At 60.3% G+C, this 11,900-nt stretch carries 7 protein-coding genes and 1 pseudogene; 7 read left to right on the forward strand and 1 reads right to left on the reverse strand.

The features are described from left to right. The first annotated feature begins 200 nt into the window (after window positions 1-200). From prpC to prpD, 4 genes are all read left to right on the forward strand, one after another. On the forward strand, window positions 201-1,328 hold the full coding sequence (gene prpC, locus D8U69_RS02895; protein WP_130906137.1) for a 2-methylcitrate synthase: 1,128 nt from the start codon (window positions 201-203) through the stop codon (window positions 1,326-1,328). Window positions 1,329-1,530: 202 nt separating this feature from the next. After that, on the forward strand, window positions 1,531-4,125 hold the full coding sequence (gene acnD / locus D8U69_RS02905) for a Fe/S-dependent 2-methylisocitrate dehydratase AcnD (RefSeq protein ID WP_130906655.1): 2,595 nt from the start codon (window positions 1,531-1,533) through the stop codon (window positions 4,123-4,125). Between the two features lie 67 nt (window positions 4,126-4,192). After that, on the forward strand, window positions 4,193-5,383 hold the full coding sequence (gene prpF, locus D8U69_RS02910) for a 2-methylaconitate cis-trans isomerase PrpF (protein ID WP_056856956.1): 1,191 nt from the start codon (window positions 4,193-4,195) through the stop codon (window positions 5,381-5,383). Between the two features lie 185 nt (window positions 5,384-5,568). Then, window positions 5,569-7,053: a 2-methylcitrate dehydratase gene (prpD, locus tag D8U69_RS02915; protein ID WP_130906656.1), complete on the forward strand. Its 1,485-nt coding sequence runs from the start codon at window positions 5,569-5,571 to the stop codon at window positions 7,051-7,053. 119 nt (window positions 7,054-7,172) lie between these two features. Here prpD and D8U69_RS02920 read toward each other — a convergent pair whose 3' ends face one another. Beyond that, window positions 7,173-7,991: a pyruvate, water dikinase regulatory protein gene (locus tag D8U69_RS02920; RefSeq protein ID WP_056856958.1), complete on the reverse strand. Its 819-nt coding sequence runs from the start codon at window positions 7,989-7,991 to the stop codon at window positions 7,173-7,175. Window positions 7,992-8,165: 174 nt separating this feature from the next. Here D8U69_RS02920 and ppsA point away from each other — a divergent pair, with 174 nt between their 5' ends. The 3 genes and pseudogenes from ppsA to D8U69_RS02940 form a co-directional block, all read left to right on the forward strand. Continuing rightward, on the forward strand, window positions 8,166-10,541 hold the full coding sequence (gene ppsA / locus D8U69_RS02930; RefSeq protein WP_056856959.1) for a phosphoenolpyruvate synthase: 2,376 nt from the start codon (window positions 8,166-8,168) through the stop codon (window positions 10,539-10,541). Window positions 10,542-10,703: 162 nt separating this feature from the next. Beyond that, window positions 10,704-11,693: an alpha/beta fold hydrolase gene (locus D8U69_RS02935; RefSeq protein ID WP_056856960.1), complete on the forward strand. Its 990-nt coding sequence runs from the start codon at window positions 10,704-10,706 to the stop codon at window positions 11,691-11,693. A gap of 137 nt (window positions 11,694-11,830) precedes the next feature. Then, window positions 11,831-11,900 (forward strand): annotated as a pseudogene (locus D8U69_RS02940) (putative 4-hydroxy-4-methyl-2-oxoglutarate aldolase); the annotation flags it as partial.

Consider the following 11,900-nt stretch of genomic DNA (forward strand, 5'->3'; position numbering starts at 1 on the left):
CGACTACCACACCTTCGAGCAGAAGCTCGATGCGTTGTTTGCGGCGAAGAAGTAAAGAACGCCCTGTAGGAGCGAAGCTTGCTCGCGATGGACGCCAATGTTGACGCGGGAAGCCTGATACCCCGCATCGCGAGCAGGCTCGCTCCTACAGGAAGCGAGATAAGTTTTCTCTGACAAATTCAAGAATATTGGAGACAGAAATGGCCGAAGCAAAAGTACTCAGTGGCGCCGGGCTCCGTGGCCAGGTTGCCGGGCAAACCGCACTGTCCACCGTTGGCCAGTCGGGTGCCGGTCTGACCTATCGTGGTTATGACGTTCGTGAACTGGCGGCTGACGCACAGTTCGAAGAAGTCGCTTACCTGCTGCTGTACGGCGAACTGCCGACTAAGGCGCAACTGAGCGCCTACATCGCCAAGCTGAGCAAGCTGCGCGACCTGCCGCAAGCGCTGAAAGAAGTGCTCGAGCGCATCCCCGCCGACGCCCACCCGATGGACGTGATGCGTACCGGTTGCTCGTTCCTGGGCAACCTCGAGCCGGAGAACAATTTCTCCGAGCAACACGACAAGACCGACCGACTGCTGGCGGCATTCCCGGCGATCATGACCTACTGGTATCGCTTCAGCCACGAAGGCAAGCGCATCGATTGCGTGAGCGACGAACAGTCCATCGGCGGCCACTTCCTGCACCTGCTGCACGGCAAGAAGCCAAGCGAGCTGCACGTCAAGGTGATGAACGTTTCGCTGATCCTCTACGCCGAGCACGAGTTCAACGCCTCGACCTTCACCGCACGGGTTTGCGCCTCCACCTTGTCGGACCTGTATTCGTGCATTACCGCGGCCATCGGTTCGCTACGCGGCCCGCTGCACGGCGGTGCCAACGAAGCGGCGATGGAAATGATCGAGCGCTTCTCGTCGCCGGAAGAGGCGGTCGAGGGCACCCTCGGCATGCTGGCGCGCAAGGACAAGATCATGGGCTTCGGTCACGCGATCTATAAAGACAACGATCCACGCAACGAGGTGATCAAGGGCTGGTCGAAAAAACTCGCCGACGAAGTGGGCGACAAGGTGTTGTTCCCGGTGTCCGAGGCCATCGACGCCACCATGTGGGAACAGAAGAAGCTGTTCCCGAACGCCGACTTCTACCATGCCTCGGCGTACCACTTCATGGGCATCCCGACCAAGTTGTTCACACCGATTTTCGTCTGCTCGCGCCTGACCGGCTGGGCGGCCCACGTGTACGAACAACGCGCCAACAACCGCATCATCCGCCCGAGCGCCGAGTACACCGGCGTCGAACAGCGCAAGTTCGTGCCAATCGAACAACGCTGAATGGTGGAGGCTGTTGCAGGGATCTGGATACAGCGTAGATCCCTGTGGGAGCGGGCTTGCCCGCGATGACGGAGTCACATTCGACACATGTGTCGGCTGACCCACCGCAATCGCGGGCAAGCCCGCTCCCACAGTGGATTGTGTTGATTTCGAATCCGGCGCCAGCCCCACCCTTTGTATTTACCGTGACCGAGTCCTGACGATGAACACGAAATTCCGCAAATCGCTGCCCGGCAGCAAACTGGATTACTTCGACGTCCGCGCGGCAGTCGAGGCCATTGCTCCCGGCGCCTACGACACCCTGCCTTACACCTCTCGAGTGCTGGCGGAAAACCTTGTGCGTCGCTGCGATCCGGCCACGCTCACCGAATCGCTCAAGCAATTCATCGAACGCAAGCGCGACCTCGATTTCCCGTGGTTCCCGGCCCGTGTGGTGTGCCACGACATCCTCGGCCAGACCGCCCTGGTCGACCTCGCCGGCCTGCGTGACGCCATCGCCCTGCAAGGCGGCGACCCGGCGCAAGTCAACCCGGTGGTGCCGACGCAACTGATCGTCGACCACTCCCTGGCCGTCGAACGTGGTGGCTTCGATCCGGAGGCGTTCGAGAAGAACCGCGCCATCGAAGACCGTCGCAACGAAGACCGTTTCCACTTCATCAACTGGACCAAGAAGGCGTTCAAGAACGTCGACGTGATCCCGCCGGGCAACGGCATCATGCACCAGATCAACCTGGAGAAAATGTCTCCGGTGATCCAGGTGCGTGACGGCGTTGCGTTCCCTGATACCTGCGTCGGCACTGACAGCCACACCCCGCATGTCGATGCGCTGGGCGTGATCGCCATCGGTGTCGGTGGCCTCGAAGCCGAGAGCGTGATGCTCGGCCGCGCGTCGTGGATGCGCCTGCCGGAAAGCGTAGGCGTCGAACTCACGGGCAAACTGCAACCGGGCATCACCGCGACCGATATGGTGCTGGCGCTGACCGAGTTTCTGCGCAAGCAAAAAGTGGTCGGTGCCTGGCTGGAGTTCTTCGGTGAAGGCGCTTCCGCGCTGACCCTCGGCGACCGCGCGACCATCTCCAACATGGCCCCGGAATACGGCGCCACGGCGGCGATGTTCTACATCGACCAGCAGACCATCGACTACCTCAAGCTCACCGGTCGTGAAGACGAGCAGGTGCAGTTGGTCGAGAACTACGCCAAGACCACCGGCCTGTGGGCCGACAGCCTCAAAGGCGCGCAATATGAGCGCGGCCTGACTTTCGATCTGTCTTCAGTGGTGCGCAACATGGCCGGCCCGAGCAACCCGCACGCCCGGGTGGCGGTGTCGGACCTGGCCGCTAAAGGCATCTCCGGTAAATGGGAGGATGTGCCAGGCCAGATGCCGGACGGCGCGGTGATCATCGCCGCCATCACCAGCTGCACCAACACCAGTAACCCGCGCAACGTGATCGCCGCCGGCCTGCTGGCGCGCAACGCCAACAAGCTCGGCTTGACCCGCAAGCCGTGGGTCAAGTCGTCCCTGGCGCCGGGCTCGAAAACCGTGGCCCTGTACCTTGATGAAGCCGGCCTGACCGATGAGCTGGAACAGCTCGGTTTCGGCGTCGTGGCCTTCGCTTGCACCACCTGCAATGGCATGTCCGGTGCGCTGGATCCGGTGATCCAGCAAGAGATCATCGACCGCGATCTGTACGCCACGGCGGTGTTGTCCGGCAACCGTAACTTCGACGGTCGGATTCACCCGTACGCCAAGCAGGCATTTCTCGCTTCGCCGCCGTTGGTGGTTGCGTATGCGATTGCCGGCACCATCCGTTTCGACATCGAGAAGGACGTGCTGGGCGTGGTCGACGGCAAGGAAATCCGCCTCAAGGATATCTGGCCGAGCGACGAAGAAATCGACGCCGTGGTGAAAGCCTCGGTGAAGCCGGAACAGTTCCGTCAGGTCTACATCCCGATGTTCGCCATCCACGAAGACACCGGCCCGAAAGTCGCGCCGTTGTACGAGTGGCGCGAAATGAGCACCTACATCCGTCGTCCGCCGTACTGGGAAGGCGCACTGGCCGGCGCGCGTCCGCTCAAGGGCATGCGTCCGCTGGCGGTGCTGCCAGACAACATCACCACCGATCACCTGTCGCCTTCCAACGCCATCATGCTCGACAGCGCCGCCGGCGAATACCTGGCAAAAATGGGCCTGCCGGAGGAGGACTTCAACTCTTACGCAACGCACCGTGGCGACCACCTGACCGCGCAGCGGGCCACGTTCGCCAACCCGAAACTGTTCAACGAAATGGTTGTGGAAAACGGCAAGGTCAAGCAGGGGTCGCTGGCCCGCGTCGAGCCGGAAGGCAAAGTGATGCGCATGTGGGAAGCGATTGAAACCTACATGGATCGCAAGCAGCCGCTGATCATCATTGCCGGTGCCGACTACGGTCAGGGTTCGTCCCGTGACTGGGCGGCGAAGGGCGTGCGCCTGGCCGGTGTCGAAGCGATTGCCGCCGAAGGTTTCGAGCGCATCCACCGCACCAACCTGGTGGGCATGGGCGTGTTGCCGCTGGAGTTCAAGCCTGGCACCAACCGCCACACCCTGGCCATCGACGGCAGCGAAACCTATGACGTGATTGGCGATCGCACGCCACGCGCCGAGCTGACGCTGGTGATCCATCGCAAGAATGGCGAGCGCGTCGATGTGCCGGTGACTTGCCGTCTGGACACCGCCGAAGAAGTGTCGATCTACGAGGCGGGCGGCGTGTTGCAACGCTTCGCCCAGGACTTCCTCGAAGAGTCGGCAGTAGCCGTCTAACACAGGCTGTACCGACACGGGACTTTGAGTCCCGTGTCCGTTTTCAAGCTAAGGAGTAAGCAACACCATGGCTCATGCACCGCAAATCAAGATTCCCGCGACCTACATGCGCGGCGGCACCAGCAAAGGCGTGTTTTTCAGCCTGAAGGATTTGCCTGAAGCGGCCCAGGTTCCAGGCCCGGCCCGCGATGCGTTGCTGCTGCGGGTGATCGGCAGCCCCGACCCGTACGACAAGCAAATCGACGGCATGGGCGGCGCCACCTCCAGCACCAGCAAAACCGTGATCCTGTCGAAAAGCACCAAGGCTGATCACGATGTCGACTACCTGTTCGGTCAAGTCTCCATCGACAAGCCATTCGTGGACTGGAGCGGCAACTGCGGCAACCTGTCGGCAGCGGTCGGTTCGTTCGCGGTCAGCAACGGTCTGGTCGATGCCAGCCGCATTCCGCACAACGGCGTTGCCGTGGTTCGCGTATGGCAGGCCAACATTGGCAAGACCATCATCGCTCATGTGCCGATCACCGATGGTGAAGTGCAGGAAACCGGCGATTTCGAACTCGACGGCGTGACCTTTCCGGCGGCGGAAGTGCAGATCGAATTCCTCGATCCGGCAGCGGACGAAGAGGGCGCTGGCGGTTCGATGTTCCCTACCGGCAACCTGGTGGACGACCTCGAAGTACCCGGTGTAGGTACGTTCAAGGCGACCATGATCAACGCCGGCATCCCGACGATTTTCGTCAACGCCGAAGACATCGGCTACAAGGGCACCGAGCTGCAAGGCGCGATCAACGGTGATCCGAAAGCCTTGCTGATGTTCGAAACCATCCGCGCTTATGGCGCATTGCGCATGGGCCTGATCGCCAATGTCGACGAAGCGGCCAAGCGGCAGCACACGCCGAAAGTGGCTTTCGTGGCCAAGCCGGCGGACTATGTTTCGTCCAGCGGCAAAGCGATTGCGGCAGGCGATGTCGACCTGTTGGTGCGTGCGCTGTCCATGGGCAAACTGCACCACGCAATGATGGGCACGGCGGCAGTCGCCATTGGCACGGCGGCAGCGATTACCGGCACCCTGGTTAACCTCGCGGCGGGCGGTATCGAACGCAACGCGGTGCGCTTCGGTCATCCGTCGGGCACCTTGCGTGTCGGCGCCGAAGCCAGTCAGGTCAACGGTGAATGGACGGTGAACAAAGCGATCATGAGCCGCAGTGCGCGGGTGTTGATGGAAGGGTTTGTCCGTATTCCCGGCGATTCGTTCTAACTCACACATACCCTGTAGGAGCCGAGCTTGCTCACGATGAGGCCATAACATTCAACATCAGTGTTGCCTGATGCACCGCTATCGCGAGCAAGCTTGGCTCCTACAGAGGTTCACGTTTCGACAAAAAGAAAAGTCAGCCCTGAACCGAGGTCCCATCAACGAACCACCGCTAGAGTGAATCGAACATGAGTGCCAACGTCGACCTGAACAACCGCCCTGAGTACGACAAGATCCTGCAGGACATTGCCGATTACGTTCTCGACTACAAGATCGAATCCGAAGAAGCGCTGGATACTGCGCGCAACTGCCTGATCGACACCTTGGGTTGCGGTCTGCTGGCCTTGCGTTTTCCCGAGTGCACCAAGCATCTGGGGCCTGTGGTTGAAGGCACCGTCGTGCCGTTCGGTGCCCGTGTGCCGGGCACCAGTTATCGGCTCGATCCGGTGAAGGCGGCGTGGGATATCGGCTGCATCGTGCGCTGGCTCGATTACAACGACACCTGGCTTGCGGCGGAATGGGGGCATCCGTCGGACAACCTCGGCGGAATTCTTGCGGTGGCTGACCATTTATCACAAAAGCGCCTGGCCAATGGCGAAGCGCCGCTGACCGTACGCACTGTGCTTGAATCGATGATCCTGGCCCACGAGATTCAAGGCGTAATCGCCCTGGATAACGCGTTCAACCGTGTCGGTCTCGATCACGTCATTCTGGTGAAAGTCGCCTCCACCGCGGTCACCGCCAAATTGATGGGGGCCAATCGCGAACAGTTGTTGTCGGCGTTGTCACACGCCTTTGCCGACGGCCAGGCACTGCGTACCTACCGGCATGCGCCGAATGCCGGTTCGCGTAAATCCTGGGCGGCGGGTGATGCGTCGAGTCGCGGCGTACGCCTGGCAGACATGGCGATGCGCGGCGAGATGGGCATTCCAGGCGTCCTGAGTGCCAGGCAGTGGGGTTTTTACGACGTTTTGTTCAGCCACACCAATAGCGATCTGGCGCTCAAGCCTGAGGAAAAACGGGCCTTCAGTTTCTCGCGGGCGTACGGCAGTTATGTGATGGAAAACGTGTTGTTCAAGATCAGTTTCCCCGCCGAGTTCCATGCGCAAACGGCGTGTGAAGCAGCCGTCACCTTGCATCCGCAGGTGCGCAATCGCCTGCACGAAATCGACAGGATCGTGATCACAACTCAAGAATCGGCGATTCGCATCATTTCCAAGGTCGGCCCGCTGGCCAACGCTGCTGACCGCGATCATTGCATCCAGTACATGACCGCTGTGCCGTTGGCCTTCGGCAAGCTGGTGGCCGAGTATTACGAAGACGATTTCCACAAGGCACATCCGATCATCGATGTGTTGCGCGACAAGATGGTGATCGTTGAGGAACCGCGTTTCACCCGTGAATACCTGGAGGCCGACAAGCGCTCCATTGCCAACGCGGTCCAGGTGTTTTTCAAGAATGGTTCAAGCACGGAGAACGTCGTGGTGGAGTACCCGATCGGCCATCGTCGGCGCCGGGTCGAAGGCATTCCGTTGCTGGAGGACAAGTTCAGGGCGAACTTGCTGACACGGTTCAGCGGGCAGCGCAGCGAGGAGATTTTTCAGTTGTGCAGGGATCAGGCGCGGCTTGAGGCAGCGCCCGTCAATCGGTTTGTGGATTTATTTGTGATCTAGGGCGAGCGCGTTATCGTTCAATCGCCAGCAGGCTGGCTCCCACAGTGTTTTTGTGTTCACCGCAGTACCAATGTGGGAGCCAGCCTGCTGGCGATGAGGCCGAAGCAGGCAACCGAGAGTTACTTGAACCGCCGCTCGACGCCTTTCTCCACGAGAATCTTCGCGGAGATTTCTTCCACCGAAAAATGCGTGGAATTGATGTGCGGGATGTTCTCGCGGCGAAACAGGTTTTCCACCTCGCGTACTTCGAACTCGCACTGAGCGTAGCTCGAATAACGGCTGTTGGGCTTGCGCTCGTTGCGGATGGCGGTGAGGCGGTCCGGGTCGATGGTCAGGCCGAACAGTTTGTGTTGGTGGGCGCGCAGGGCGGACGGCAGTTGCAGGCGCTCCATGTCGTCTTCGGTCAGCGGGTAGTTGGCCGCGCGGATGCCGAATTGCATCGCCATGTACAGGCACGTCGGCGTCTTACCACATCGCGACACGCCCACTAGTATCAGGTCGGCCTTGTCGTAATAGTGCGTGCGGGCGCCGTCGTCGTTGTCGAGGGCGAAGTTAACGGCCTCGATACGCTCCATGTAATTGGTGTTGGCGCCGATGGAGTGGGACTTACCCACGGTGTAGGAAGAATGCTCGGTCAGTTCCTGTTCAAGCGGCGCCAGGAACGTCGAGAAAATGTCGATCATGAAACCATTGGAAGTCGCGAGGATCTCACGAATGTCCTGATTGACGATGGTGTCGAAGATAATCGGACGAAAGCCGTCGGTTTCGGCGGCTTTGTTGATTTGTTGTACCATGGCCCGCGCTTTGTCCACGTTGTCGATGTACGGCCGCGTGACTTTGCTGAAGGTAATGTTTTCGAACTGCGCCAGGAGGCTCTGGCCGAGGGTTTCGGCGGTAATGCCCGTGCCATCGGAGATAAAGAAAGCAGATCGTTTCATTTGCACCTTGGGCCTTAAGCTAGTGACGAATCTTGGATATGATAGGCGCGATTTGCCGGCCACCGTTGGCCCGCATTCTCACTTATTTTCCAGGTCCAGGCCATATAGCCGGCAAATGCTCACTTAAGCAGCCGGTTTCTGAGCTTTTCCAACACAGTTAGTGGAGAGATCACCTTGGTAGAGTACGTAGTTTCCCTCGATAAGCTCGGCGTCCATGATGTAGAGCATGTGGGGGGCAAGAACGCATCCCTGGGCGAGATGATCAGCAACCTTGCTGGTGCCGGCGTATCGGTGCCCGGTGGCTTCGCCACGACCGCTCAGGCATATCGTGATTTCCTGGAACTGAGCGGCCTGAACCAGCAGATTCATGATGCGCTCGATGCCCTGGACGTCGATGACGTGAACGCCCTGGCCAAGACCGGCGCCCAGATCCGTCAATGGATCATGGAAGCCGAATTCCCCGAGAAGCTGAACGCCGAAATCCGCACCGCGTTCGCCACGCTGTCCGCCGGCAACCCTGACATGGCCGTGGCCGTGCGTTCTTCGGCTACCGCCGAAGACTTGCCGGACGCGTCCTTCGCCGGCCAGCAGGAAACCTTCCTGAACATCCGTGGTGTCGAAAACGTCATTCGCGCCGCCAAAGAGGTGTTCGCTTCCCTTTTCAACGACCGTGCCATTTCCTACCGCGTACACCAGGGCTTCGACCACAAACTGGTCGCCCTGTCGGCCGGCGTTCAGCGCATGGTCCGCTCGGAAACCGGCACCGCCGGCGTGATGTTCACCCTCGATACCGAGTCAGGCTTCCGTGACGTGGTGTTCATCACCGGCGCCTACGGCCTGGGTGAAACCGTGGTGCAAGGCGCAGTGAACCCGGATGAGTTCTACGTTCACAAAGGCACGCTGGCCGCCGGTCGTCCGGCGATCCTGCGCCGCAACCTGGGCAGCAAGGCCATCAAGATGATCTACGGCGACGAGGCCAAGGCCGGTCGTTCGGTCAAGACCGTCGATGTCGACAAGGCTGACCGCGCACGTTTCTGCCTGACCGACGCTGAAGTCAGCGAGCTGGCCAAGCAAGCGATGATCATCGAGAAGCACTACCAGTGCCCGATGGACATCGAATGGGCCAAGGACGGTGACGACGGCAAGCTGTACATCGTGCAGGCCCGTCCGGAAACCGTGAAGAGCCGCACCCAGGCCAACGTCATGGAGCGTTACCTGCTGAAAGAAACCGGCACCGTGCTGGTTGAGGGCCGTGCCATCGGTCAGCGCATCGGCGCCGGCAAGGTCCGCATCATCAAGGACGTGTCCGAGATGGACAAGGTCCAGCCAGGCGACGTACTGGTGTCCGACATGACCGACCCGGACTGGGAACCGGTCATGAAGCGCGCCAGCGCCATCGTCACCAACCGTGGCGGCCGTACCTGCCACGCGGCGATCATCGCCCGTGAGCTGGGCATCCCGGCCGTGGTGGGTTGCGGCAACGCCACCCAGCTGTTGAAAGACGGCCAGGGCGTAACCGTTTCCTGCGCGGAAGGCGATACCGGCTTCATCTTCGAAGGCGAACTGGGCTTCGACATCAAGAAAAACTCCGTGGACGCCATGCCGGAGCTGCCGTTCAAAATCATGATGAACGTCGGCAACCCTGACCGCGCCTTCGACTTCGCACAACTGCCGAACGCCGGTGTAGGCCTGGCCCGCCTGGAGTTCATCATCAACCGCATGATCGGCGTGCACCCCAAGGCACTGCTGAACTACGACGGCCTGCCTGCAGACATCAAGGAAAGCGTCGACAAGCGTATCGCTGGCTACAACGATCCGGTCGGCTTCTACGTCGAGAAACTGGTCGAAGGCATCAGCACGCTGGCCGCTGCTTTCTATCCAAAGAAAGTCATCGTGCGTCTCTCGGACTTCAAGTCCAACGAATACGCCAACCTGATCGGAGGCAAGCTCTACGAGCCTGAAGAAGAGAACCCGATGCTGGGCTTCCGTGGCGCCTCGCGTTACATCAGCGAATCGTTCCGTGACTGCTTCGAACTCGAATGCCGCGCTCTCAAGCGTGTGCGCAACGAGATGGGCCTGACCAACGTCGAGATCATGGTGCCGTTCGTTCGTACCCTGGGTGAAGCGAGCCAGGTGGTTGATCTGTTGGCGGAAAACGGCTTGGCCCGTGGCGACAACGGTCTGCGCGTGATCATGATGTGCGAGCTGCCGTCCAACGCCATCCTGGCTGAAGAATTCCTTGAATTCTTCGACGGTTTCTCCATCGGCTCCAACGACCTGACCCAGCTGACCCTGGGCCTGGACCGTGACTCCGGGATCATTGCGCACCTGTTCGACGAGCGTAACCCTGCGGTCAAGAAGCTGCTGGCCAATGCCATTGCCGCGTGCAACAAGGCCGGCAAATACATCGGCATCTGCGGTCAGGGGCCTTCGGACCATCCAGACCTGGCCAAGTGGCTGATGGAGCAGGGTATTGAAAGCGTTTCGTTGAACCCGGACTCCGTACTGGAAACCTGGTTCTTCCTGGCGGAAGGTCAAGCTTCGGCCTGATCCTGTGTAAACGGACCGCTCACTGTAGGAGCAAGGCTTGCCCGCGATGGCGTCTTCAAAATCGCCATCGTCAGCAAGCTGTGCCCCTGCAAGGGGCGGTCTTTTTGAGATTCAAGTAGGGCGGGCTCCATCTGGATGCCGCCCTTTTTTGTGCAAGAGATTATGCAAAGCAGCAGCAACCTATTTCCTGTCGCCCTGATCAGCGCCGAACGGCGTGGCGATCTGAGCGAAGACGTGTATCGCTTGAAGCCGGCCAACAGCCCGGACCCGAGTGTCGAGCTGGCGGTCACCCGTTTGGGCATGGCCGATGAGCCTGCCGTACGCGGCGTGCCGGTCATCCTGTTGCATGGCAGTTTTTCCAATCGACGCTTCTGGTTCTCCCCCAAAGGCCTGGGGCTGGGTGCTCATTTGGCGCGCCTGGGCTTCGATGTGTGGATCGCGGAAATGCGCGGTCACGGCCTGTCCCGGCGCAACCAGGACTATCGCAAGAATCGCGTCGCTGACTATGCGCGTTACGATCTGCCCGCGATTGGCGCGTTCGTGCGTGAGCAAAGCGGTCAGGTTCCGCACTGGATCGGCCATTCGCTGGGGGGCATTACCCTGGCGGCGGCGTTGGGCGGTGAATATATCGGCGAGCCGGTGGTGGCCTCCGCTGCGTTTTTTGGCACCCAGGTCAGCCGTACCTACTGGCCGCTGAAGATTCCACCCGTGGAGTGGGGCGGGCGCTTCATTCTCAAGCGCTTTGCTCAGTTGTCCGGTTCACGACTCAAGCGCGGCCCGGAGGACGAGCCAATTGGCCTGGCCCTGGAAAGCATGCGCTGGTATGGCTTGTTCGGGCGCTTCGGCGACGCCGACAAGGACTGGTGGGCCGGGCTCGCCGAGGTGAAGCTGCCGGTGCTTGTGGTGAGCGCGGCGGGGGATCATCAGGATCCGGCCTGGGCATGCCGCAAGCTGTTCGACCAAGTGGGTTGCGAACACAAGCAATTCATCAATCTGGGGCGCGAGCAGGGCTTCGGCGACAATTTCGGTCACGTCGAAATGCTGGTCAGCAAAGCTGCACAGGTTGAAGTCTGGCCATTGGTGGCTCGCTGGCTGGCGGATCAGCAAACGCCGCTGCTCGGTGAAAAAGCGGTTCTGGCCACGGCAATCTAAGCTGGACGCTCTATCAAGGGCATTTCGCTCTGATCGGCTTGCGGCTAAGATATGACGGATTGAGCTGTTCTGGTCATTTTCGATGACTGATTCATCAGTGATGTTCGTGCTGTCTCCCTTATTACAGGAGTTTCTCGATGAACCATTACCTCACGCCTGACCTGTGCGACGCCTACCCGGAGCTGGTGCAGGTGCTGGAACCGATGT

It is taken from the genome of Pseudomonas sp. Sample_16, from assembly GCF_004307665.1.
GTDB lineage: Bacteria > Pseudomonadota > Gammaproteobacteria > Pseudomonadales > Pseudomonadaceae > Aquipseudomonas.

Excerpts from the sequence above, each read along its gene's own strand:
- D8U69_RS02920 (WP_056856958.1), bottom strand. The coding sequence starts at position 7,991 with ATGAAACGATCTGCTTTCTTTATCTCCGATGGCACGGGCATTACCGCC.
- acnD (WP_130906655.1), top strand. The coding sequence starts at position 1,531 with ATGAACACGAAATTCCGCAAATCGCTGCCCGGCAGCAAACTGGATTAC.
- prpC (WP_130906137.1), top strand. The coding sequence starts at position 201 with ATGGCCGAAGCAAAAGTACTCAGTGGCGCCGGGCTCCGTGGCCAGGTT.
- prpD (WP_130906656.1), top strand. The coding sequence starts at position 5,569 with ATGAGTGCCAACGTCGACCTGAACAACCGCCCTGAGTACGACAAGATC.
- D8U69_RS02935 (WP_056856960.1), top strand. The coding sequence starts at position 10,704 with ATGCAAAGCAGCAGCAACCTATTTCCTGTCGCCCTGATCAGCGCCGAA.
- prpF (WP_056856956.1), top strand. The coding sequence starts at position 4,193 with ATGGCTCATGCACCGCAAATCAAGATTCCCGCGACCTACATGCGCGGC.